This is a genomic window from Sphaerisporangium perillae (assembly GCF_023276435.1).
Lineage (GTDB): Bacteria > Actinomycetota > Actinomycetes > Streptosporangiales > Streptosporangiaceae > Sphaerisporangium > Sphaerisporangium perillae.
The window spans coordinates 31,742-53,070 of sequence record NZ_JALLPO010000016.1 but is presented as its reverse complement, the minus strand read 5'-3'; the positions used below and the strand labels follow the sequence as shown (position 1 = coordinate 53,070).

General features: G+C 71.7%; 24 protein-coding genes. 9 read left to right on the top strand and 15 right to left on the bottom strand.

The genetic code is table 11. From position 1 onward, the window contains the following. Window positions 1-2 precede the first annotated feature (2 nt). Complete coding sequence (locus MYF83_RS17260; RefSeq protein WP_248961430.1) at window positions 3-1,253, bottom strand: multidrug effflux MFS transporter; 1,251 nt, start codon at window positions 1,251-1,253, stop codon at window positions 3-5. A gap of 145 nt (window positions 1,254-1,398) precedes the next feature. Further along, window positions 1,399-2,181, bottom strand: coding sequence for a VOC family protein (locus MYF83_RS17255; RefSeq protein WP_248961429.1), 783 nt, complete (start codon window positions 2,179-2,181; stop codon window positions 1,399-1,401). A 219-nt stretch (window positions 2,182-2,400) separates the two neighbouring features. Here MYF83_RS17255 and MYF83_RS17250 point away from each other — a divergent pair, with 219 nt between their 5' ends. From MYF83_RS17250 to MYF83_RS17240, 3 genes are all read left to right on the top strand, one after another. Then, window positions 2,401-3,315, top strand: a complete 915-nt coding sequence (locus MYF83_RS17250) for an ABC transporter ATP-binding protein (RefSeq protein ID WP_248961428.1) — start codon at window positions 2,401-2,403, stop codon at window positions 3,313-3,315. 50 nt (window positions 3,316-3,365) lie between these two features. Beyond that, window positions 3,366-4,079 carry an ABC transporter permease gene (locus MYF83_RS17245; RefSeq protein WP_248961584.1) on the top strand — a complete coding sequence of 238 codons (714 nt, stop codon included), beginning with the start codon at window positions 3,366-3,368 and terminating at the stop codon, window positions 4,077-4,079. 227 nt (window positions 4,080-4,306) lie between these two features. Further along, a complete protein-coding gene (locus tag MYF83_RS17240) occupies window positions 4,307-5,221 on the top strand; it encodes an EamA family transporter (RefSeq protein ID WP_248961427.1) in 915 nt (304 codons plus the stop codon). Window positions 5,222-5,518: 297 nt separating this feature from the next. On the opposite strand, the gene MYF83_RS17235 is transcribed toward MYF83_RS17240, so the two are convergent. Both MYF83_RS17235 and MYF83_RS17230 read right to left on the bottom strand, forming a co-directional pair. Next, entirely contained in the window at window positions 5,519-5,923 is a 405-nt protein-coding gene (locus MYF83_RS17235; protein WP_248961426.1) for a hypothetical protein, read from the bottom strand. Window positions 5,924-6,158: 235 nt separating this feature from the next. Then, window positions 6,159-6,548 (bottom strand): arsenate reductase family protein, encoded by a 390-nt coding sequence (locus MYF83_RS17230; protein WP_248961425.1) that lies wholly within the window; start codon window positions 6,546-6,548, stop codon window positions 6,159-6,161. A gap of 117 nt (window positions 6,549-6,665) precedes the next feature. Between MYF83_RS17230 and MYF83_RS17225 the strand changes: the two genes are divergently transcribed. Both MYF83_RS17225 and MYF83_RS17220 read left to right on the top strand, forming a co-directional pair. Then, a complete protein-coding gene (locus tag MYF83_RS17225) occupies window positions 6,666-7,442 on the top strand; it encodes a helix-turn-helix transcriptional regulator (protein ID WP_248961424.1) in 777 nt (258 codons plus the stop codon). A 2-nt stretch (window positions 7,443-7,444) separates the two neighbouring features. Continuing rightward, entirely contained in the window at window positions 7,445-8,677 is a 1,233-nt protein-coding gene (locus MYF83_RS17220) for an NAD(P)/FAD-dependent oxidoreductase (protein ID WP_248961423.1), read from the top strand. 350 nt (window positions 8,678-9,027) lie between these two features. Here MYF83_RS17220 and MYF83_RS17215 read toward each other — a convergent pair whose 3' ends face one another. Further along, complete coding sequence (locus MYF83_RS17215; protein WP_248961422.1) at window positions 9,028-9,654, bottom strand: hypothetical protein; 627 nt, start codon at window positions 9,652-9,654, stop codon at window positions 9,028-9,030. Between MYF83_RS17215 and MYF83_RS17210 the strand changes: the two genes are divergently transcribed. The 3 genes from MYF83_RS17210 (at window position 9,644) to MYF83_RS17200 (ending at window position 10,683) form a co-directional block, all read left to right on the top strand. Continuing rightward, the gene (locus MYF83_RS17210; RefSeq protein WP_248961421.1) at window positions 9,644-9,847 is read left to right on the top strand and encodes a hypothetical protein; all 204 of its coding nucleotides are present in this window, start codon (window positions 9,644-9,646) and stop codon (window positions 9,845-9,847) included. The genes MYF83_RS17215 and MYF83_RS17210 overlap by 11 nt on opposite strands. Before the next feature lie 345 nt (window positions 9,848-10,192). Then, window positions 10,193-10,357 (top strand): hypothetical protein, encoded by a 165-nt coding sequence (locus MYF83_RS17205; RefSeq protein ID WP_248961420.1) that lies wholly within the window; start codon window positions 10,193-10,195, stop codon window positions 10,355-10,357. Further along, entirely contained in the window at window positions 10,354-10,683 is a 330-nt protein-coding gene (locus MYF83_RS17200; protein ID WP_248961419.1) for a hypothetical protein, read from the top strand. Before MYF83_RS17205 ends, MYF83_RS17200 begins: the two co-directional genes overlap by 4 nt. Before the next feature lie 147 nt (window positions 10,684-10,830). Here MYF83_RS17200 and MYF83_RS17195 read toward each other — a convergent pair whose 3' ends face one another. After that, window positions 10,831-11,325: a beta-class carbonic anhydrase gene (locus MYF83_RS17195; RefSeq protein WP_248961418.1), complete on the bottom strand. Its 495-nt coding sequence runs from the start codon at window positions 11,323-11,325 to the stop codon at window positions 10,831-10,833. 287 nt (window positions 11,326-11,612) lie between these two features. Between MYF83_RS17195 and MYF83_RS17190 the strand changes: the two genes are divergently transcribed. After that, the gene (locus MYF83_RS17190; RefSeq protein WP_248961417.1) at window positions 11,613-12,134 is read left to right on the top strand and encodes a hypothetical protein; all 522 of its coding nucleotides are present in this window, start codon (window positions 11,613-11,615) and stop codon (window positions 12,132-12,134) included. 164 nt (window positions 12,135-12,298) lie between these two features. Here the strand turns inward: MYF83_RS17190 and MYF83_RS17185 are convergent, their stop codons facing one another. The 9 genes from MYF83_RS17185 to MYF83_RS17145 all read right to left on the bottom strand — a co-directional run bounded on the left by MYF83_RS17185 (window position 12,299) and on the right by MYF83_RS17145 (window position 21,283). Continuing rightward, window positions 12,299-13,999: an FAD-dependent monooxygenase gene (locus MYF83_RS17185; protein ID WP_279339662.1), complete on the bottom strand. Its 1,701-nt coding sequence runs from the start codon at window positions 13,997-13,999 to the stop codon at window positions 12,299-12,301. Window positions 14,000-14,306: 307 nt separating this feature from the next. Further along, entirely contained in the window at window positions 14,307-14,951 is a 645-nt protein-coding gene (locus tag MYF83_RS17180) for a TetR/AcrR family transcriptional regulator (RefSeq protein ID WP_248961416.1), read from the bottom strand. Window positions 14,952-15,042: 91 nt separating this feature from the next. Then, window positions 15,043-15,717 (bottom strand): GntR family transcriptional regulator, encoded by a 675-nt coding sequence (locus MYF83_RS17175; RefSeq protein ID WP_248961415.1) that lies wholly within the window; start codon window positions 15,715-15,717, stop codon window positions 15,043-15,045. A 52-nt stretch (window positions 15,718-15,769) separates the two neighbouring features. Beyond that, window positions 15,770-16,816 carry an ornithine cyclodeaminase family protein gene (locus MYF83_RS17170; protein WP_248961414.1) on the bottom strand — a complete coding sequence of 349 codons (1,047 nt, stop codon included), beginning with the start codon at window positions 16,814-16,816 and terminating at the stop codon, window positions 15,770-15,772. Beyond that, a complete protein-coding gene (locus MYF83_RS17165) occupies window positions 16,813-17,832 on the bottom strand; it encodes a proline racemase family protein (protein WP_248961413.1) in 1,020 nt (339 codons plus the stop codon). Before MYF83_RS17165 ends, MYF83_RS17170 begins: the two co-directional genes overlap by 4 nt. A gap of 50 nt (window positions 17,833-17,882) precedes the next feature. Further along, window positions 17,883-18,596: an ABC transporter ATP-binding protein gene (locus MYF83_RS17160; protein WP_248961412.1), complete on the bottom strand. Its 714-nt coding sequence runs from the start codon at window positions 18,594-18,596 to the stop codon at window positions 17,883-17,885. Further along, the gene (locus MYF83_RS17155) at window positions 18,583-19,431 is read right to left on the bottom strand and encodes an ABC transporter ATP-binding protein (protein ID WP_248961411.1); all 849 of its coding nucleotides are present in this window, start codon (window positions 19,429-19,431) and stop codon (window positions 18,583-18,585) included. Before MYF83_RS17155 ends, MYF83_RS17160 begins: the two co-directional genes overlap by 14 nt. Next, the gene (locus MYF83_RS17150) at window positions 19,428-20,393 is read right to left on the bottom strand and encodes a branched-chain amino acid ABC transporter permease (RefSeq protein ID WP_248961410.1); all 966 of its coding nucleotides are present in this window, start codon (window positions 20,391-20,393) and stop codon (window positions 19,428-19,430) included. Before MYF83_RS17150 ends, MYF83_RS17155 begins: the two co-directional genes overlap by 4 nt. Next, a complete protein-coding gene (locus tag MYF83_RS17145) occupies window positions 20,390-21,283 on the bottom strand; it encodes a branched-chain amino acid ABC transporter permease (protein WP_248961409.1) in 894 nt (297 codons plus the stop codon). The genes MYF83_RS17150 and MYF83_RS17145 overlap by 4 nt, the downstream gene beginning before the upstream one ends. Window positions 21,284-21,329 lie beyond the last annotated feature (46 nt).

The window sequence follows — 21,329 nt, the reverse complement described above, 5'->3', positions numbered from 1 at the left end:
ACCTAAGCAGGGGAAACATCCGGCGCCTGCCTGCTGTGGGCGAGCACCAGGAAGGTCACCAGCGCCACCGCGGTCAACCCGGCCATGACCAGGGCCATGGGCAGCGCCGTCCCCGTCCCGGCCAGCCCCACGAGCGGGGCGGCGACCGCTCCGAGGGCGAACTGCAGCAGACCGAGCAGCGCCGAGGCGCTGCCCGCGACCTGCGGCCGCTGCCCTGACAGCGCCAGCGCCGCCGAACCGGGCAGCGACAGGCCGGCGCCGCACATCAGCGTGAACAGCGACGCCACGACCACGGCCAGGCCGAGGCCGGCCAGCACCCCCGCGACCAGTGCGGTCGCGCCGGCCAGGCTCAGCAGGAGCCCGATGAGCACCAGGCGCGCCGCCGAGAACCTGCCGGCGAACCGCCCTCCCAGCTGCGCCATGACGGTGAGCCCGAGCGCGTTGGTGGCGAAGATCACGGAGAAGCCGCTCGGGGTCACCCCGTAGACCTCCTGCAGCACGAACGGCGACCCGGAGATGTAGGCGAACATGCCGGCGAACCCCAGGCCGCCCGCCATGGCCGCCGCCATGAACGACCGGTCGCGGAGCAGCACGCCGAAGGTCGACAGCGTGTGCCGCAGCCCGCCGTCGTTCCGCTCGCCCGCGGGCAGCGTCTCGCGCACCCCTGCCAGCACCGCGGCCAGCAGGATGAGCCCGGCCACGCTGAGGGACACGAACACGCCGCGCCAGGAGGTGACCAGCAGCAGTTGCGCACCGGCGATCGGGGCGAGGATGGGCGCCAGGCCGCTCACCAGCATCAGCGTCGCGAAGATGCGGGCGATCGCCGGGCCGTCGTACAGGTCGCGCACGATCGCGCGCACGATCACCAGGGCCGCGCCGCCCGCGATCCCCTGCAGCAGGCGCAGCCCGACCAGCACCTCCACCGACGGGGCGAACGCGCACAGCAGCGAGGCCAGCGCGTAGGCCACGAGGCCGGTGATCAGCGGGATCCGCCGTCCCCGCACGTCGCTCAGCGGGCCGGCGATCAGCTGGCCCACCGAGACGCCGATCAGGCACGCGGTCAGCGTGAGCTGGACCTGGGCCGCTCCGGTGAGCATCTCCCCGCGGATGGCGGGCAGGGCGGGCAGGTACATGTCGATGGACAGCGGACCGATCGCCGACAGCGCGCCCAGTATCAGCAGGAGCAGCCCGCGCCGGCGCCCGGTGGTGCGGGCGGGGGCCGCGGCGTCGTCCTGCACAGTGGTCGCGGTCATGCGGTCCCCTTCACAAGCTGGATGCGAAACAGCCCATGGGGGCCAAGGGGACACCAACCACATTAAAGACGGTCCAATTCCCGAATAAAGGAACTTTTCCGACCAATCGGGATGCGGCGCCGTCGCCGCGCCGGCGCCGGGACGGCTACGCGCGCGGCGGACGTGGGGTCATGACGGCGAAGACGGCGGCCCGGGGGTCGGTGAGGACGGCGTACCGGCCCATGGGCGCATCGCGCGGAGGCAGCAGCACCTTGCCGCCGCACCGCTCGGCGAGGCGGGCGGCCACCTCGCAGTCGGCGACGGCGAAGAACACCAGCCACTGGGAGGGGGCCTGCGGCGGGAACCTGTCGCCCATCGGCGCCATGCCGGCGATCGGCCTGCCGTCCGCCAGCCACTCGGTGCACTCCACGCCCGCCGTGCCGGTGACGCCGCGCACGCCCCAGCCGAAGACCTCCGCGTAGAACGTCCTGGCCTCCATCGGATCGCGGGAGGCCAGCTCGCTCCAGCAGAGCGCCCCCGGCTCGTCCAGAAGCTGGGCGCCGTGGTGCCGCATCGGCTCCCACACCGTGAACGACGCCCCCGCCGGATCCTGGAACACCGCCATCGTGCCCTCGTCGAATACCTGGACGGGCCCGACCTCGACGCGGCCCCCCGCCTCCTTGACCTTGTCGGCCACCGACTCGGCGTCGCCGGTGGAGAAATAGGTGTTCCACACCGACGGCCTGTCCTGGCCGAACGTCGGCCCGATGCCCGCCACGAGCCGGCCGCGTTGCGTGAAGCGGCCGTATCCCCCCGCGTCCGCGCAGGAGTCGAAGGCGACCTGCCAGCCGAACAGGGCCTGGTAGAAGCTGACCGACACGGTGAGGTCGGTGCTGGCGAGGTCCACCCAGCAGGGCACGCCGGGCTTGTAACCGGTACGCGTGGGCATGCCGGACCTCCTTGTCGGCGGATGTTCCGCTCCCGCGCCGAGCCGCCTCCCTCGTGCAGACCCGGCACGGGACGAGGGCCAGCGTCACATGGGAGGAGGGCCGACATGTCGCCCGACATATCACCTTGGTAGGAGGTGCTCCCAAGCTTTACCGGCACGCGGCACGGCAGGCCACGGTCGGCGCGGGAACCACCGCACAGGGTCCCTAAACTCGTCACCATGGACTCCCCAGCCGTCGCGCTCACCGATTTGGTCAAGCGATACGGCCGCACTCTCGCGATCAACGGTCTGACCCTGAACGCCGAACGCGGCGCGGTCACCGCGATCCTCGGCCCGAACGGCGCCGGCAAGACCTCCACCGTGGAGATCTGCGAGGGGTTCAGGAAGGCCGACGGCGGCACCGTCCGGGTCCTCGGCCTCGACCCGATCCGCCAGGGAGCCCAGCTCAAGCCCCGCGTCGGGGTCATGCTCCAGTCCGGCGGCGTGCCTCCGGCCGTCCGCGCCGGCGAGTGGCTGCGGCTGGTGGCCCGCTTCCACGCCCATCCCCTCGATCCCGGGGCCCTGCTCGACCGGCTCGGCCTGACCGAGCACGCCCGCACGCCCTACCGCCGGCTGTCCGGCGGGCAGCAGCAGCGCCTGTCGCTCGCCGCCGCCGTCGTGGGCCGTCCCGAGCTGGTCTTCCTCGACGAGCCGACCGCCGGGCTCGACCCGCAGGCCAGGCACGCCTGCTGGGACGTCATCGGCGAGCTGCGCGCCCGCGGGGTGTCCACGGTGCTGACCACCCACCACATGGACGAGGCGGAGAAGCTCGCCGACAAGGTCGTCATCATCGACCGGGGCACCGTCGTGGCCGAGGGCAGCCCCCAGTCACTCACCGGCGCGGAGCGGCAGCTGCGCTTCCGCGCCCGGCCGGGCCTCGACCTCGACGAGCTGCTCACCGCCCTGCCCTCGGGCAGCGCGGCCAAGGAGTCGCCGAGCGGCCACTACGTCATCGAGGGCCACGTCGGCCCCGAGCTCCTCGGCACGGTCACCGCCTGGTGCGCCACCGAAGGCGTCACCGCCGACGACCTGAGCGTCGAGCGCCGCACCCTGGAAGACGTCTTCCTCGAACTCACCGGAAGGGAACTGCGTTGACCGCCGCCCTGGACTTCACGCCGGCTCCGGGCGCGGCGCCGCTGCCGCGCATGGTCCTCGCCCAGGCCGCCGCCGAGGTCCGCGCCGTGCTGCGCAACGGCGAGCAGCTCCTGCTCACGCTGATCATCCCCATCCTGGTGCTGGTCGGTTTCTCCACCATCGCGCTCCTCGAGGTGCCCGGCAGGCGCATCGACTTCGTCGCCCCCGGCGTGCTGGCGCTCGCGATCATGTCCACGGCCTTCACCGGGCAGGCGATCGGCACGGGGTTCGAACGGCGGTACGGGGTGCTGAAGCGCCTGGGCGCCACTCCCCTGTCCCGGTCCGGGCTGATGCTGGCCAAGACCCTTGCCGTGATCATCGTGGAGGTCCTCCAGATCGTCGTGATCGCCGCCGTGGCGCTCGCGATGGGCTGGCATCCGCACGGCAACCCGCTCTGGGCCGCCCTGCTGATCCTGGCCGGCACCGCCGCCTTCAGCGGGTTGGCGCTGCTCATGGCCGGGACGCTGCGGGCCGAGGCCACGCTCGCCGCCGCCAACCTCGTGTACCTCGTGCTGCTCGGCCTCGGCGGGGTGGTGGTGCCGGTCACGACGTTCCCGCACGCCGTCCGCGTGATCGTGGAGCTGCTGCCGATCACGGCGCTGACCGAGGGACTGCGGGCCGTGCTGACCCACGCGAGCGGCCTGCCGGTCCGCGACCTGCTGGTCCTGCTGGCCTGGGCCGCCGTGGCCCTCGCCCTCGCCTCCCGCACCTTCCGCTGGGAGTAGCCGCCCCACGGCGGGAACGACTTTCGCGCCCCGGCCGTGACGACCCCGACCCCCACGCCCCGGCCGTGACGACCCCGCCCCTCACACCCCGGCCGTGACGACCAACCCGGTATCCCCCCGTCCGGCCCCATCCCCGTACGCTCGACGGCGGCGACACCTCCTCCAGACCTTCCTCCCTTCTCCCCCCGACCGCACGCGCACGTGCGAGGAACGCGAGAACGACCCCCATGACCGTGCCCTCCCTGTCCAGCTCCGCCGGGTCCTATCCTCCGGACCGCGTCCGGCCGGGCGCCCTCGCGCGGGCGGCCGCGGGCGCCGTGCCCCCGTCCGGGCTGGTGCTGCTGGCGATCCTGTCGGTGCAGATCGGCGCGGGCCTGGCCAAGAACCTGTTCACGGCGCTGCCGCCCAGCGCGGTGGTCTTCCTGCGCATCGCGGCGGGCGCGGCGATCCTGGTCGTCGTGGCCCGGCCCCGGCTGCGCGGCCTGACCCGGCGTGACATCGCCGTCGGGGTCGCCTTCGGCGTGACGCTGGGAGTCATGAACCTCTCGTTCTACGAGGGGCTCGCCCGGCTGCCCATGGGCATCTGCGTGACCATCGAGTTCCTCGGGCCGCTCGGCGTCGCGGTGGCGGCCTCGCGCCGCCGGATGGACCTGCTGTGGGTGGTGCTGGCGGCGACCGGCATCCTCCTGCTGGCCCCCTGGGGCGACAGTGACGGCCTCAGCTGGGTCGGCATCGCCTTCTCGGCCCTGGCGGCCGTCTGCTGGGCGGGCTACATCCTGCTCTCTGCGGCCGTGGGCGGCCGGTTCCCCGGGACCACCGGGCTGTCCTTCGCGATGGTCGTCTCGGTCATCGTGATCGCGCCGATCGGGGTGACCACCGGCGGGACCGACCTGCTGCGCCCCGAGCTGCTCCTGCTCGGCGCGGGCGTCGGCCTGCTGTCCTCGGTGATCCCCTACAGCCTGGAGCTGGAGGCGCTGCGCCGGATGCCCAAGCATGTCTTCGGCATCCTGATGAGCCTGGAACCGGCCGTGGCCGCGCTGGTCGGCCTGATCATCCTCGGCGAGTTCCTCGACATGCGCGAGTGGGCCGCCATCGGCTGCGTCGTCATCGCCTCCCTCGGCGCCACCCGCACCTCCACCTAAGCGGCGGGACGACCGCCGTCCCACCCTTCCCGACCCTCCGCCCAGCGAGCCCCTGGCCTGCGTTCCAGCGGATTCACCCGGCCTGGTGCCGTAACTGTGACGAGGACTGTCCGCCCAGCGAGCCCCTGGCCTGCGGTTCCAGCGGATTCGCCCGACCTGGGGCCATGACCGTGGCGAGTCCTCGCCGCGACTGAGGCGAGCCTCTCCTCCCCGCCCGGTATGGAGCTTGTCCCGTCGGCGCCGGGCCGGCGGGGAGTGGTACGGCGAGCGACCCGGCTAACGTTCGTGGACACCGCTCTAGCGGACGGGTAGCCAGACGTGGCCTGAGCCGCAGGTCCTGGTGAGCTCGACCTTCCAGCAGCCGCGCTTGGGAAAGACGAGACCGGTGCCCCATTCGTCGCCTGGGCGGCGCCAAGTGGACCCACCGTGCTCCTCGGGCCCCCACGCCAGCCTGGCGGACGTGCCGTCGGGGAGCGTGGCCTTGATCTTCAATGGTCCCTCGCCGGTCATCCGCCACACGATCTTGACCTCCCTGCCTCGGGGAAACGGCACGTCCATGAACAGCAGACCCCACAGCTCGGCGTCCGTGGCCGTGCCCCTGACCTCGGGAAACCCGGCACCGGTGAGCAGCGGGGTGCCGTTGCACGCCACCCCGGTGGCAGTCGGGCCCGGACTCGGACGCACGCTCGGGGCCGGACTCACACTGGAACCCATACTCGCACTGGGACCCGAACTCGCACTCGGGGCCGTACTCACACCCGGACTCTGAGCGGGGGCGGCCGCCTGTCCGCTCGTCGTGCACCCGGCGACCAGCAGGACCGCCGCCATCATCCACCTCATGGAACCTCCTCGCCTCTCCGTACTCCCGGCAGAGGCGAGAGGTTCCGCAATACGACAGGCTTGGACGGCCGCGCGAGGTAGAAGGGCCGTCCACCGGTCAAGCAGGCCGGTCGTGTTCCGGTGCTCGTGAGCGCGGGAGTGTTGAGCGGACGGCCTCCTCGCTCCGGGCGATGACGGCCGTTCCATCGTCGGCGGTGAGGATCGGGCGCTGAATGAGGATCGGATGGGCGGCCAGCGCCTGGATCCAGCGGTCGCGGCTCTCCGGAGTGCGAGGCCAGTCGGCCATGCCGAGCTCGGTGGCCGCGGTCTCGGCGGTCCGGGTGATGTCCCAGGGCGAAAGGCCCAGCCTGGTCAGCACCTCGTGCAACTCGCGCTCGTCCGGCGGGTCCTCCAGGTAGCGGCGGACGGTGTACTCGGCGTTCTCCGCGTCCAGGACCGATAGCGCGGAGCGGCATTTGGAGCAGCCGGGGTTGATCCAGATTTCCATGTCCTACCTCCGATTTCCACCACCAAGTGTTGGTCATAATCGCACCAACCACGAGTTACCCAGGACACAGGCGCGTACCCCCTATTTAGCCAACGATCGTGGGTGTAATCTGACCGGGTGACCGTGGAGGATCCCATCCGGGCGGCCGTCGCCGTGCTCGGGGACGAGTCGCGGCGCCGCATGTACGACTTCATCCGGCGGTCGGACGGCCCGGTGACCCGTGACCAGGCCGCCGAGAGCGTCGGCATCTCCCGCAAGCTCGCGGCCTTCCACCTGGACAAGCTGGTCGCCGTCGGGCTGCTGTCGGCCGCGTACGCCCAGCCCGACGCGCTGCCCCGCGTGGGCCGCACGCCCAAGGTCTACCGCCCCACTGAGCTGGACGTCCAGATCAGCATCCCGCCACGGGAGCACGGCCTGCTCGCCGAGATCCTGCTCGACGCCGTACGCGACCAGGGACCGGCGGAGAGCGGGCGGGCGGCCGCGCTGCGCGTGGCCGCCCGCCGGGGCCACGGTGTCGGCCATGCCGAACGCGACCAGATGAAACCGGGGCGGCTGGGGGCCGAGCGCGCCCTCACCTGGGCCGGCCGGATGCTCGAACGCCACGGCTTCGAGCCGGCGCGCGTCACCCCGACGCTGGTGAGGCTGCGGAACTGCCCCTTCCATCCCCTGGCGGCCAAGGACCCCGGCCTGGTCTGCGCGATCAACCACGCCTTCCTCACGGGATACCTCGACGGGCTCGGCGCCACCGCCGTCCACGCCCGCCTGGCGCCCCGCCCGGGCGCCTGCTGCGTCGAGCTCGGCGCGACCGCCTCGCCCTCGCCCTCGCCCTCGCCCTCGCCCTCGCCCTCGCCCTCGCCCTCGCCCTCGCCGGCGACGAACCCGACAGGAGCCTGACCATGTCAACACTCCCCACCTTCGTGATCGCGGGCGGCGGCCTGGCCGCGGCGAAGGCCGCCGAGGCGCTACGCGAGCAGGGTTTCGACGGCCGCGTGCTGCTGATCGGCGACGAACCGCACCTACCGTACGAGCGGCCGCCGCTGTCCAAGAGCTACCTGCAGGGCAAGTCTGAGCGAGAGAAGATCTTCGTGCACGACGCCGCCTGGTACCGCGATCACGACGTCGACCTGCGTCCGGCCACGACGGTGACCGGCATCGACCGCGGCCGCCGCCAGATCACCCTGTCCGGCGGCGAGCACGCCGGCTACGACAAGCTGCTGCTGGCCACCGGCGCCTCGCCCCGCCGCCTGGCCATCCCCGGCGCGAGCCTGGACGGCGTGCTGTACCTGCGCAGCGTGGACGACAGCGAGCGCCTCCGCGACACCCTGTCCACCGCCTCCCGAGTGGTGATCATCGGGGCGGGCTGGATCGGCCTGGAGGTCGCCGCGGCGGCCCGGGGCGCCGGTGTCGAGGTGAGCGTCCTGGAGACCGAACGGCAACCGCTGCTGCGCGTGCTCGGCTCGCGGATCGCCTCCGTCTTCGCCGGCCTGCACCGCGACAACGGCGTGGACCTGCGGCTGGAGACGCAGGTTGCCGAGATCACCGGCGAGGGCGGAAAGGTGACCGGAGTACGCCTGGCGGACGGCACCCTCCTCGTGGCGGACGCGGTCATCATCGGCATCGGCGCGATCCCCAACACCGAACTCGCGACCACCGCCGGGCTGAAGGTCGACAACGGCGTCGTGGTCGACGCCGGCCTGCGCACCTCGGACCCCGACGTCTTCGCCGCCGGCGACGTCGCCAACGCCTACCACCCGCTGCTCGGCACCCACATCCGCGTCGAGCACTGGGCCAACGCCCTCAACCAGCCCGCCGTCGCCGCCCGCGCCATGCTCGGTCAGGACGCCTCCTACGACCGGCTGCCCTACTTCTACACCGACCAGTACGACCTCGGCATGGAGTACACCGGTCACACCCTGCCCGGCCGCACCGACGACGTCGTCGTCCGGGGCGACCTCGGCTCCCGCGAGTTCATCGCGTTCTGGCTCGACGACGGCAAGGTCACGGCGGGCATGAACGTCAACATCTGGGACGTCACCGACGACATCAAGACGCTGATCCGCGCGGGTCACCCCGTCGACCGCGCCAAACTCGCCGACCCCGCCATCCCACTGGACCAGACCACCCGCTGACCGCCTCCCGCCTCCTCGATGCTCCCGGCTCACCACCAGAGAGCCCACAGTGGCGCCCGTACCTCGGCTGGGCCACCGGAGGACCGACCCCAAGACGTGCGCCCCCGCAAACCTCGGAGCCCAGCAATGGTGATCGGCTCCGAGGAAAGAGGTACAGCACTGCCACTGATGATCGAATTCACCCACCCGGCACCCATGCCGGTGGTGAACCAGTGGTGCCCACCCAAGTTGCCCCCCTCATACCGAACCGCACCCTCGTGAATCGCCCGACAGCGAGCGCCCCTTCGCCCTGAAGGTTCAAGGAAGGGCCGCCTCACCCGGCCAAAGGGCATCGTCGTGACGGGATCAGCTCAATGGCTCAGCCGGTTCCGCAGGTCCCGATAGGCCTCGCGCAACTCGACCGCCTCAGGCACCCGGCGTGCTTCCACGGCGGCGATCACCTCCGTGGCGCGCCAGTAGTTCGACGGCACCAGAAGGCCACTGGTGATAGCGGCGAGCGTTATGTGGCCGGCCTCGTCGGGCTGGTCGGCCGCCAGAAGGGCGAGCGCCAGGTCCAGCCGTGCGGAGACCGCCCTGCGCGGGCGTGGCGGGCCGTCCGTCGTGGACTCCAGCCGGGTCAGCACTCCGCGGGTGTACGGCTCCGCCGCAGGGTCTCCAAGCCAGGACAGCGTCGTCGCGAGGTAGGCGCCGGATTTCGCTGGGTCGTACCGGTAGTGATGCTCTGGCCGATCGGGGCTCGGCAGCGGGGCGACAAGGCGGGCCACTCGGTCGAGGGCGTCCCTGGTTTCGCGTCCGGCGCCGAGCCGGGCCCATGCGCGGCCTTCCTGCGCTGTCGCCTGGATGTACGCCGAACCGTCCTTGGGGGCGACGTGCTGCGCACTTTGGGCAAGGGCCAGCGCCCGCCGGTAGTCCCCGGCTATGAGCGCCTGCCACGCCCGCGTCCAGGCACCACGCGGCGATCTCGGGATGCGCCGCATCTTCGGCCAGCCGCGCGGCCGTCCGCAGCCGGGCCGCCCCCGCGGGGAACTGCTGCAGATCGATGTGACATGTCGCGGCGAGCAGCGACAGCCAACCGCCCACGACGAGCAGGCGCCGATGTTCGTCGAGGGTCTTGCGGGCGTCGATCAGGTGGACGACGTAGCCGAGGTGCCGCCGTACCCGCACGAGTAGCTCAGCGGGTGGGGTACCTGGGTAGGCGACAGCGAGCTCGTCAACGGCCACTTCGAGCCGCTCGACGGTCTCGCTCCCTACGTCGCTGGCGGCGACACGGCGGCTAGAGGCATCCAGGTCCACCAGCACGTCGATCACCCCCCGTACGGCCGTGGTCACGCCCTCGGCACCGTCCCCGTGCGCGGCCGGTGCGAGACGTACGAAAGCAAGGCGGCCGCGTGAGGCGGGCACCTGGACGGCAGCAGGCTCGGCGCACAGCCCTGCCACGTGATACCCCGACGCTGGGATTCGGCGAAGGAGGCGGCAGCCGCCCAACTCGACCAACAAGAACCCGGGTGGCACGTCTTGTACGGCGTCGGGAGCCGCCGGTTCACCGCCATCGCCGCCTGGCAGGTCCCATCGCCGCTACGGGCCGAAGCCGTGACCGTGGAGGAGCTACGGGAGCGGATGCGTGAGGCCGAACTCGGGGCGATGGCGCGAGTGGCGGACTTGACCGTGGGGGCGGCATGACAGGCGGAGGCGACCGCGCTCGCGAATCGATCCATGACGGCGACAAGGTGTGCGACCCATACGGCTTCCCCCCGACTGCGGGAATCTCCGTGGGCGGCTACTTCCCCGGCACCACCGGCCGGCCCGTCGAGTCGCCGCCCGTACCCGAGGTAGTGCCCGCGCTCGTCGAACGCCAGATCACCGCTCTTGAGCAGACCTACCCGGCGTGGCGGATCACGCGGGCGACCAGACCGGACGGCACCCCCCGCAGTTGGTGGGCCACCCGGCACCGCCCGCTGAGGATGGGGGCGAGTTCCCGCGTCATCTGGGGGTGGCGCCCACCTTGACCGCTGAGTTCACGGCAATGCTCGGGTGGGCACCACCGGCTCACCACCGGCATGGGTGCCGGGTGGGCCGTATCTCTGTCCTCAACGCTGAAGCGACAGAGCGGCGGTGTCCGCTGCCTCAGGTCCTCGCGGCGGCCTGGTGGATCGTCAGGCTTGGACCTCGCGGAGGCGGCCCGTCTCCACCTCGTACACGAAACCTCGCACCGAGTCCTTGCGAGGGATGAACGGGTCGGCGAGGATCCGGCCGATGGACTGGCGGACGTCCTGGTCGAGGTCGGTGAAAGCCTCGGCCGCCCAGTCGGGCTTGACCCCCGTCTCCTCCGCGATCGCGTTCTTGAAGCCGTCGTCGGTGAAGGTCAGCATGCCGCAGTCGGTGTGGTGGATGAGGATGATCTCCCGCGTGCCGAGGAGGCGCTGGCTGATGGCGAGACTGCGCCGCTCGTCGGCGGTGACGACCCCTCCGGCGTTGCGGATCACGTGCGCGTCGCCCTCGGAGAGGCCGAGCAGCCCGTACGGGTTCAGGCGCGCGTCCATGCAGGCGAGGATCGCGACGCCCTTACCCGGAGGAAGCGGCAGATGCCCCTTGTCGAAGTCCGCGGCGTAACGCTCGGCGTTGGCCAGCAGTTCATCGGTGACGCTCATGCGTGCCTCCGAGGTTGTCGATCGGCCGATCTCTGACGTGATCCCAAGGTTTCAGACATTACCTACCTTATCAATAGGATTATAGGGGGCGCGACCGCCCGGCCTGCTGCTGAACGAGGAGGTTCCCGAGCGCCTGCTCATCGATGTGGAGGCCGCCGTCTCAGGCTGCCCGGCCGAGGCCCTGCGCCTCACCTGACGACTACGAAGGTGGTCGATGCGGATACGTTCAACCTCAGCCCCAAGCCTTCCGGCTTTTCACCGTGTCGTGTGCGGGACATCATGAGGTGGTGAAACTGCGCGCTCACGTGCTCCGCCGCTTATCCCTTGCCACACTGGGACTCATATTCGTCGTGCTCGGCCTGGAATGGACGCGGATAGCGCTCGCGGGCGAAGACGATCTGCTGCGATTGGAGCGTTTCTGGCACGCACAGCCTTCGGACCTCACGGGCGCGGCCGTCGGGTCCATTCCCCTGCTGGTGTTCGGCGCGTGGCTGGCTGTGCGAGCGCCGATATTCGGCGTCACGTGCGGCGAGACCGTCGTCAAGGTACAGGGACCTCTGCTGACCCGTCGCGTTCGGGTCGACAGGATCACGGGTATTCGCCGGACTTTGACAGGAGGGGCCGATCTACGCTGGGAAGACGAGCACGGCTGGCCCAAGTTTACGCATATCCGGGCATTTTCCTCGGCCAGCTTCACTAGATGGGCCAAGCCAGCGGAAAAGGACTTCGATCGGTATAACGAGCAATGCATCGACGCCCTGAAGCAATGGATCGCCCGGCACGCCGCCGGACGCGGAGCCGTCAGTTAGTTTGGTTCGAGGTCGGAACCGGGTCGCAGGGGGCGGAACGCGTTGCATCCGCCTCCTGCGACCCGGTAGCCGCATACCCTCTGTGATGTGGCCTGGCGAACCGCCCGTACGGCCGCGTCCGGAACCCGCCACCGCGAGGCCGCCCGCGGCGGCCTCGCGGGCTGTCAGGCTCTGGCCTCGCGAGTGAGGGTGCCCCTTTGGACGGGAGCGCCGAACCACCGTGCCAGCGCCGCGTGGAGGGTCTCCCGCTCGCCGGAGGCCGGGCGGGGTGACGCCGAGGCCCAGGCGATGTAGCAGTCGGGACGTAGCAGCACGGCGGTGACGGGGGTGGCGGCGTCCACTGGGCGCGCGGTGACGGTGTCCACCCGGTCGTGCCATCCGGACGTCTCCACGGCGAGCGACCTGTCCTCGGTGAGGTCCAGCAGCAGCGGCCGGGCGTTCCTGGTCAGCTCGGCGAGCCGGACGGGGCCGGTCCCGGTGTCCAGCAGCAGGTCGGGAGCCCACCTGCCGATCAGAGGGTGCGCACGGCCGGCCTCCGCGTCGCCGCCGCCGGTCCCCCTGTCGCCGCCCCCGATCCCCTTGTCGTGGCCGCCGGTCCCCAGGCCGTGGGCGCCGGTGCCCATGTCGTGGGCGCCGGTGCCCATGTCGTAGTGGACGTCCGCGCCGGACATCATGTCGGCGATGTGCTGGACGTTCCTCGGCTCGCGGAGGAGTTCGGTGAACAGCTGGCGCAGCGCGGTGACCTCGCTCCCTGGGGCGATCAGCGCGGACTGCGCCTGCGTGGACATGACCACCCGCTCGGCGACCGGCCTGCGCTCGACCTCGTAGCTGTCCAGCAGCCCGGCCGGGGCCCAGCCGCGGATCTCGGCGGCGAGCTTCCAGCCCAGGTTGACCGTGTCCTGCAGGCCGAGGTTGAGCCCGGGCCCGCCGATCGCGGTGTGCACGTGCGCGGCGTCTCCGACCAGCAGTACCCGGCGGTCGCGGAACCGGTCGGCCAGCCGCGTGTTGCCGCCGGTCACCCGGCGCAGCAGGTGCGGACCCTCGCCTTCGGGCGGGCCGAGCGGCAGGTCGGCCCCGAGCACCCGGCGGACGCTCTCGCGCAGCTCGTCCAGGGTCAGCGACGGCCCAGCGGCGGCCTCGGCCGATCCGCGTTCCGTGGTGCTGATCAGTGTCGGGCCGGAGGGGAACGGGCCGAACACGAACAGCCCTCGTTCGGTGCGATGGTGCATGAACGGCGGGATGATCCCGTAGCCGGGCACGTTCAGCCCGCCGGTGGCCGGGTCGATCATCGCGGCCGGCACAGTGGCGTGCGCGGTGCGGGAGATCACGTCGTCGGTGGTGACTCCGGGGAAGCCGATGCCGGACAGCTTCCGCGTCAGGCTGCGTCCTCCGTCCGCCCCGACCAGGTAGCGGGTGCTCAGCCGGTAGGCGCCGTCCGGCCCCTCGACGTCGACGGTTACGGCGTCGGCGTCGGCGTCCTGCGACAGCCCGGTGACCTGGTGACCTCGGCGGATCTCGACGCCGAGGTCGGTGGCGCGCTCCTCCAGCACCTGTTCGACGCGGCGCTGCGGCACCATCAGGTTGTAGAGCGGATTGTCCTCCAGCACGCTCAGGTCCAGCGGCAGCGCGCCGAACACGTAGCCGGGCCCTGGCCGGGGCGGCTCCTGGCCGCCGCTGAGGCTCTGGTACAGGCCCCGGCGGTCGAGCATCCGCACCACCTGGCCGACCAGGCCGTTCGCCCGGTTATCCTCGCTGCGGCCGGGCAGGCGCTCCAGCACGATGGGCCGTACTCCGGCCAGACTCAGCTCGCAGGCCAGCATGAGCCCGTTCGGGCCTCCTCCTGCGATGACGACGTCGGCGGGCATGGCGGTCCTCCTTGGGACGGCGGAAAAGGGCATGGCGGATCGACCGGCGGCGCCGGGTCGTCCTGGTACGTCTGGACAGGGCCTCTAAGTGCCGAGCTCACGGCCCCGGATCAGCCGGTCGTGATACATCTGGGCAAGCCGCAAACTGCCGAGCTCACGGCTCGAGATCGGGCGGTACTGGTACGTCTGGACCGGGCCGCAAGCCGCCGAGCTGACAGCCCGAGAGGCAGGTGGCGGCACATCTGGACGGCCCGCAGGTCACCGAGCTCCGCCCGAGACCGTCGGTTTCAGTAGGGGTGGCCTTGGGTCAGGGAACCGGGAGGCCCGCGGCGAGCAGGCGGAGCGCCTCACGCAGCGATGTCGTGATCGGGACGGGCGAGTCGGCGTGGAGCCAGTGGTCCATGGCGACGGTCACGGCGGCCCCGACCGTGCGTGCGACGAGAAGCGGATACAGGTCGCGGGTGACGTCGGTGCCAGTGCGGTCGGCGATCGCCGCGGCGATCTCGGCCTCGGCCGCCGCGGAGGCCTTGAACCACTCGCCTTGCAGCGCAGGCTCGGCGAGCACCCGGCGGACCCCGGTGACCCACCACATGTCGGGCACGCCCTCCTGCGCGCCATCTTGGACCGGAAAGCCCTCCTGGACCTGGAACTGCGCCAGCGTCGCGTCGGTGATGGCGTCCCACAGCGGCTTGGACGCCGGTTGGGCGCGCAGCTCCGCCGCGAGCCCGCGGGTGCGGTCGACGTGCCGGGCGACGATCGCCTCGCCCTTGCTGGAGAAGTAGTTGTTGAAGGTGCGGGGCGAGACGCCGGCCTCGGCGGCGATGTCCTCCACCCGGACGTCGTCCAGCCCACGCTCCACGGCGAGGCGGAGAGCCGCCCAGCTCAACGCGGCACGGGTCTCCTGCTTCTTGCGCTCTCGCAGACCTGCGCGGTCGCCGCCTTCTGTGCTCACGACCACAAAGCTACCCACTTTTTGCGGGCCACGCAAGAATGCTGGTTCAGAAATTTTGCGTATCACGCAAATTCGACCCGGAACGGCCGGGTCACTCGGGGCGGTCGGCCCAGATGCCTCGGACGTGTTGGATGTGGTGGTCCATGATGGTCCTGGCGGCGTCGGCGTCGCCGCGTATCAGGGCGTCGAGGATGCCGAGGTGCTCGCGGGCGGAGTCGGCGAGCGTGCCACGCTCGGACATGGTCCGCAGCCCGTACAGCCGGGCGCGGTAGCGCAGGTCGCGGGCGATGTCCACCAGGTGCGCGTTCCCCGAGAGCGCCAGCAGGTCCATGTGGAAGCGCAGGTCGGCGTTCACGTAGGCGAGCAGGTCGCCGCGCTCGGCCGCGGAGACGATCTCCTCGGCGACCGGCCGCAACCGCTCGAACTCCTCGGCGCGGGAGACGCCGGCGAGCCGGGCCACGGTCGGGACCTCCAGGAGCTGACGGATCTCGGTCAGCTCGTCGAGGTCGCGCTCGGACAGCTCGGTGACCCGGAACCCCTTGTTGCGCACCGCCTCGACCAGCCCTTCCTTGGCCAGGTCGAGCATCGCCTCGCGCACCGGGGTGGCCGACACGCCGAACTGCGCGGCGAGCACCGGGGCCGAATAGACGACGCCGGGACGCATCTCGGCGGCCACCAGCGCGTTGCGAAGCGCCTGGGCCACCTGCTCACGCAGGCTCTGGCGCCCGCCCATCACGGGCAGGTCGAGCTTGCCGGCCTCGCTCATGCGCGACCACCCCCATCGGACCCGCTCGCCATGCCGGCATCCTCTCCCGGGCTCATCGGCCCGCCCACGCGTCGTGGACGGCGGCCGCCACGACCAGATCTTCCCAGGCCATGCCCACACTCTTGAACACGCGCGGGCCGGGCCCGGGCTCGACGGCCCCGTTCACCAGCTCCGCGAGGTCTCCGGCGAGATGGCCGGCCCCGATCAGGCCCGACCGGATGGGCATGATCAGGTCACCGGCCTCCGCGAGCGCCGTCGATCGCGACTCGACCACCACGGTGGACCGGGCGACCAGGTCACCGTCGATCTCACGGGCGTCCGGCTCGTGCGAGCCGACCACGACGACCGTAGCGCCGTCGGCGACGAGCGTGCCGGGGAACAGCGGCTCCCTGGCGCTCGTGCAGCACGCGATCACGTCGGCGGACGTCACGGCCCGCGCGACCTCCTCCGAGATCCCGGCCGACCCGCCTCCCGCCGGGGTTCCCGGTTCGCCGTTCTCCGCCGGAACGCCGGCCCCGCCGGGCGCCCGCGGCGCCACGCCCGTCGTGGCCTCCATCAGGGCGACCTGCGCCGAGAGGCCGAGGGCGGTGCAGCGGGCGGCGAAGTCGTGCGCGCGGGCGGGGTCACGGGCGACGACGGTGACGTGCTCGATGGGCCGGACGGCGCGCACGGCCTCGACGTGGCCCCACGCCTGCGGGCCGGTGCCGAAGACGGTGAGCGACCGCGCGTCCGGCCGGGCCAGGTGGCGCACGGCGAGCGCCGAGACCGCCGGGGTGCGCAGCGAGGTGAGGGCGACGCCGTCCATCGCGGCCAGCGGCGTGAGGGTGGCCCCGTCGAACAGCAGGTAGGTGCCCTGGATGCGCGGCAGTCCGCGGGCCGGGTTGCCGGGGGTGACGCTCGCCACCTTGATCCCGGCGTACCGGCCGTGCGCCGCGGGCATCAGCAGCAGCTGGCCGGCCGGCACTTCGATGACCGGGCGGGGCGGGCCGCCCTCGGGGTCGAGCCCTTCCCGCAGGGCGTCGGAGAGCACTCGGACGGCCTGGTCCATCGGCACCAGGGCCGCCACGGTGTCCCCGTCGATGTAGGGCAGGGTGCTCATCGCAGCGTGAACCCCGCGCCGATGGGGTCTCCCGCGGCGAGCGTGAACCGGTGCACGCCCGTGCGGTAGGCCATGCCGGTGATCTCGGGGATCACCGCGTCGCCGCGCACCTCCGCGACCCGTCCGGTGAACACACTGCCCACGATGCTCTCGTGGGTGAGCTCCCCGGTGAACCCGGCGGCGTGCAGCAGGGCCAGCCGCGCGGCCGTCCCGGAGCCGCAAGGGGAACGGTCCACCTCGCCGTCGGCGAACACGGTGACGTTGCGCTGGTGACCGGGCCCGAGCTCGTCGTAGAAGATCACCCCGTAGATGCCGGAGAGCCGGTCGTCGGCGGGATGCCGCGCGGCGGGGTGGCCGGCGAGCGACGCCTTGATCGAGCGCCCGAGGGCGATCAGCTCGGTCAGGTGCTCCGGCTCGACGGCGAGGCCGAAGGCGGCGGCCGGCACCGAGGCGTACATCGCGCCGCCGTAGGCGATGTCGACCGCGGCGGTGAACGTGGCGCCGCCGGCGGCCGCGGTCACCGGCACGGCCAGGGCCGTGACGCGGGAGGCGACGTTGCGGAACGTCACCGACTCGATCTCCCCGCCGGTTCGGCGCACCCGCGCGGTGACCCGCCCCGAGGGTACGTCCACGACCACGTCGGTGTCGCCGTCCGGGTCGGCCTTCACCAGGCCGGACTCCACGGCGTGGACGCCGAGCGCGATCGTGCCGTGGCCGCAGGCCGTGGAGTATCCGTCCTTGTGCCAGAACAGCACCCCGAGGTGGGCGCCCGGGTCGTCCGGCGGGACCAGGAAGCAGCCGTACATGTCGGCGTGGCCGCGAGGCTCGTGGCACAGCATCCGCCGGACCTGGTCGATCTCGGGCGCGGAGGCGTTCTCCCTGCGTTCCAGGATCGTCGCGCCCGGGATCTCGGGGACCCCGGCCGTGACGATCCGGAACGGCTCGCCGCCGGTGTGGTAGTCGACGGTGTGGATCTCCGTGCCGGAGGCGGGCCGCTCGCGGCCGGGTGTGCGCATCTCGGTCCCCCATGTGTCGTGGCGGGCGGTCCCTGGCGTCGCACCCATGGTCACACGCCGCCCAGGTAGGCCTCGACGACCCGGGAGTCGCTCCGCAGCTCGGCCGCGGACCCGCCGAGCACGCACTCCCCGTTCTCGATCACGTACCCGCGGTGCGCGATCTTCAGGGCCGCCTTGGCGTTCTGCTCGACGAGCAGGACGGAGACCCCCTCGGCGTTCACGTCGCGGACCAGCTCCATGACGGAGGCGACCACGAGCGGGGCCAGGCCCATCGAGGGCTCGTCGAGGAGCAGCATCTTCGGGCCGGAGACCAGCGCGCGGCCGATGGCGAGCATCTGCTGCTCGCCGCCGGACAGCGTGCCGCCCTGCTGTGCCCGCCGCTCGGCCAGGCGCGGCAGCAGGGAGTACACCCGGTCGATCCGCTTGCGGATCTCCGCGTGGTCGCGGACGAGGTAGCCGCCGATCTGCAGGTTCTCGTGCACGGTGAGGGTGCTGAAGACCCGGCGTCCCTCGGGCACGTGGATCAGCCCGGCGCGCACGATCGCCTCGGGTCTTGCCCGGGTGACCTCCTTGCCGTCGAAGACGACCTTCCCGGAGGTCGGGCGGACGAGGCCGGAGGCGGCCGAGAGGGTGGTCGTCTTGCCGGCGCCGTTGTTGCCGAGCAGGGCGACGATCTCGCCCTCCGCGACGGTGAGCGACATCCCGCGCAGGGCGTGGACACCGCCGTAGTGGACGTCGAGCGCGTCGATCTCAAGCGCCGCCATCGTGGCCTCCCCCCGCCTTGCCGCCGGCGACGTCCCGCACGTCCTCGGCGTCCTGGACGGCGCCGCCGGTGTCGTCGTCGTCCTTGCCGAGGTAGGCCTCGATGACGGCGGGGTCGCGGCGTACGTCCTCGGGACGGCCGTCGGCGATCTCGCGGCCGAAGTTGAGCACGACCACGCGCTCGGACACCTCCATCACCAGGCCCATGTCGTGCTCGATCAGCACGGTGGCGATGCCGAGCTCCCGGATCCTGCGGATCAGGTCGAGCATCTCGGCCTTCTCGCCGTGGTTGAGCCCGGCCGCGGGCTCGTCGAGCAGCAGCAGTTCCGGCTTGCGCGCGAGAGCGCGGGCGATCTCGACCCTGCGCTGCTCGCCGTAGGGCAGGTTGCGCGCCTCGGCGAACCGGTCGCCGCGCAGGCCGACGAAGTCGAGCCAGTGGTTGGCCTGCTCGGTGGCCTCCCGCTCGCTTCGGCGGTAGCGCGGGGTGTGCAGCAGCGCGTCGACGAAGTTCTGCTTGAGCCACAGGTGGGATCCGGCGCGGACGTTGTCTAGCACGGACATCTCGCCGAACAGCCGCAGGTTCTGGAAGGTCCGCGCCACCCCGAGACCGGCGACGCGGGACGGCCGCATGCCGGTGATCTCCCGGCCTTTCAGGAGGATGCGCCCGGCGGTCGGCCGGTAGAAGCCGGTGACGCAGTTGAAGGCGGAGGTCTTGCCGGCGCCGTTGGGCCCGATCACCGAGACGATCTCGGCCTCGTCGACCGTGAAGGACAGGCCGTCGATGGCCAGCAGGCCGCCGAAGGAGAGCCGCAGTTCCTCGACCGACAGCAGGGTCATGAGCTCGCCTCCCGGGATCGGTGCGGCCACAGCCCCTGCGGGCGGACCAGCATGACGACGATGAGCAGCACGCCGAAGGCGAAGAACCGGTAGTCGGCGAAGTCGCGCAGCACCTCGGGGAGCAGGCTGATGACGATGGCTCCGACGACGACGCCGGGAGTGGATCCCATGCCGCCGAGCACCACGGCCATGAGCACGAGGGCCGACTGCAGGAAGGTGAAGCTGCCCGGGGAGATGGCCGAGAGCTGCCCGGCGAACAGCACCCCGGCGAGCCCGCCCCACACCGCGCCCGCGATGTAGGCGGCCAACTTGACGCGGTAGGTATGAACGCCCATGGCCTCGGCGGCGTCCTCGTCCTCGCGGACGAACCGCCAGGCCCGCCCGAGCCGGGAGCGCCCGAGCCGGGAGGCGCCGATCACGGCGAGGGAGACGATGACCACGGTGATGTAGTAGAAGACGACCGGGCTGCCGCTGAGGCCGGGGATGCCGTAGATCCCCGAGGGGCCGCCGGTGACGTCCAGGTTGTTGGCCGTGATGCGGATGATCTCGCCGAAGCCGAGCGTGACGATGGCCAGGTAGTCGCTGCGCAGCCGCAGCGTCGGAGCGCCGATCACGATGCCGGCGATCACGGTGACCACGATGACGGCGGGGACGGTCATCAGCAGGGGAAGCCCGAAGCGCGTGCTGAGCACGCCGCTGGTGTAGGCGCCGACGGCGAAGAAGGCGACGTAGCCGAGGTCGAGCAGCCCGCAGAACCCGACCACGATGTTGAGGCCGGAGGCCAGCATCACGAAGATCGCCGCGCTCGTCATGACCGACAGCGCGTACGGGGTCGCGATGAGGAAGGGGGCCAGTGCGGCGACGGCCAGCCCGGCGAGGCCCGCCCACTTGCTGTCGAAGAGCCGTGAGGCGGCGCGGCCGAGCGCCGTGCCCTGCCCGCGCGTCTTGGTGCGGGTCGTCATACACGCTCCGTGACGCGCTCGCCGAGCAGGCCCGTCGGCCGCACGGACAGGAAGAGGATGAGCACGCCGAAGGCGAAGACGTCACGCCACTCGCCGCCCAGCCAGTAGGTGCCGAAGGACTCCAGCAGGCCGAGCAGCAGGCCGCCGAGCATGGTGCCCGGGATGTTGCCGATGCCGCCGATCACGGCGGAGGTGAACGCCTTCAGCCCGATGAGGAACCCCATCATGAAGTCGATCTTGCCGTAGTAGGCCCCGGCCATCACCCCGGCCGCCCCCGCGAGGGCGGAGCCGAGGAAGAAGGTGCGCGAGATGACGGCGTTGACGCTGATGCCCATCAGCGCGCTGGTGCGCGGGTCGAGCGCGATGGCGCGCATGGCGCGGCCCTCGCGGGTGCGGGTGACCAGCAGGTTCAGCCCCACCATGAGGACGATGGCCACGATGATGAGCGCGATCTGCTGCAGCGTGATCCTGGCGCCCAGCACCTCGACGGCGGTGCCGCCGAGCCGCAGCGGGTACACCTGCGGGTCGGCGCCCGCGCCGGCGCGCATGCCGTACTCCAGGGCGAAGGAGGCGCCGACGGCGGTGATGAGCAGCGACAGCCGGGGCGCGTTGCGCAGCGGGCGGTAGGCGACGCGTTCGATCAGGACGCCGGACAGACCCGTGACGGCCATGGTGACGACGAGCACGCCGAGCAGCACGGGAAGCGCCATGCCGGGTGAGATGCCCCCGACGGCGCCGAGGATGGCGAAGCCGGTGAAGGCTCCGAGCATATAGATGTCGCCGTGGGCGAAGTTGAGCAGCTTCATGATCCCGTAGACCATGCTGTAGCCCAGCGCCACCAGCGCGTAGAACGAGCCGACGAACAACCCGTTCCAGATCAGCTGTGACATGTCAGGTTCCTTCGGGACCGGAGACGGCCGGCGCGGGACGGCCGGC

Excerpts from the sequence above, each read along its gene's own strand:
- MYF83_RS17260 (WP_248961430.1), bottom strand. The coding sequence starts at position 1,253 with ATGACCGCGACCACTGTGCAGGACGACGCCGCGGCCCCCGCCCGCACC.
- MYF83_RS17255 (WP_248961429.1), bottom strand. The coding sequence starts at position 2,181 with ATGCCCACGCGTACCGGTTACAAGCCCGGCGTGCCCTGCTGGGTGGAC.
- MYF83_RS17250 (WP_248961428.1), top strand. The coding sequence starts at position 2,401 with ATGGACTCCCCAGCCGTCGCGCTCACCGATTTGGTCAAGCGATACGGC.
- MYF83_RS17245 (WP_248961584.1), top strand. The coding sequence starts at position 3,366 with ATGGTCCTCGCCCAGGCCGCCGCCGAGGTCCGCGCCGTGCTGCGCAAC.
- MYF83_RS17240 (WP_248961427.1), top strand. The coding sequence starts at position 4,307 with ATGACCGTGCCCTCCCTGTCCAGCTCCGCCGGGTCCTATCCTCCGGAC.
- MYF83_RS17230 (WP_248961425.1), bottom strand. The coding sequence starts at position 6,548 with ATGGAAATCTGGATCAACCCCGGCTGCTCCAAATGCCGCTCCGCGCTA.
- MYF83_RS17220 (WP_248961423.1), top strand. The coding sequence starts at position 7,445 with ATGTCAACACTCCCCACCTTCGTGATCGCGGGCGGCGGCCTGGCCGCG.
- MYF83_RS17210 (WP_248961421.1), top strand. The coding sequence starts at position 9,644 with ATGCGCCGCATCTTCGGCCAGCCGCGCGGCCGTCCGCAGCCGGGCCGC.
- MYF83_RS17215 (WP_248961422.1), bottom strand. The coding sequence starts at position 9,654 with ATGCGGCGCATCCCGAGATCGCCGCGTGGTGCCTGGACGCGGGCGTGG.
- MYF83_RS17200 (WP_248961419.1), top strand. The coding sequence starts at position 10,354 with ATGACAGGCGGAGGCGACCGCGCTCGCGAATCGATCCATGACGGCGAC.
- MYF83_RS17195 (WP_248961418.1), bottom strand. The coding sequence starts at position 11,325 with ATGAGCGTCACCGATGAACTGCTGGCCAACGCCGAGCGTTACGCCGCG.
- MYF83_RS17185 (WP_279339662.1), bottom strand. The coding sequence starts at position 13,999 with ATGCCCGCCGACGTCGTCATCGCAGGAGGAGGCCCGAACGGGCTCATG.
- MYF83_RS17175 (WP_248961415.1), bottom strand. The coding sequence starts at position 15,717 with ATGAGCGAGGCCGGCAAGCTCGACCTGCCCGTGATGGGCGGGCGCCAG.
- MYF83_RS17170 (WP_248961414.1), bottom strand. The coding sequence starts at position 16,816 with ATGAGCACCCTGCCCTACATCGACGGGGACACCGTGGCGGCCCTGGTG.
- MYF83_RS17165 (WP_248961413.1), bottom strand. The coding sequence starts at position 17,832 with ATGCGCACACCCGGCCGCGAGCGGCCCGCCTCCGGCACGGAGATCCAC.
- MYF83_RS17160 (WP_248961412.1), bottom strand. The coding sequence starts at position 18,596 with ATGGCGGCGCTTGAGATCGACGCGCTCGACGTCCACTACGGCGGTGTC.
- MYF83_RS17155 (WP_248961411.1), bottom strand. The coding sequence starts at position 19,431 with ATGACCCTGCTGTCGGTCGAGGAACTGCGGCTCTCCTTCGGCGGCCTG.
- MYF83_RS17150 (WP_248961410.1), bottom strand. The coding sequence starts at position 20,393 with ATGACGACCCGCACCAAGACGCGCGGGCAGGGCACGGCGCTCGGCCGC.
- MYF83_RS17145 (WP_248961409.1), bottom strand. The coding sequence starts at position 21,283 with ATGTCACAGCTGATCTGGAACGGGTTGTTCGTCGGCTCGTTCTACGCG.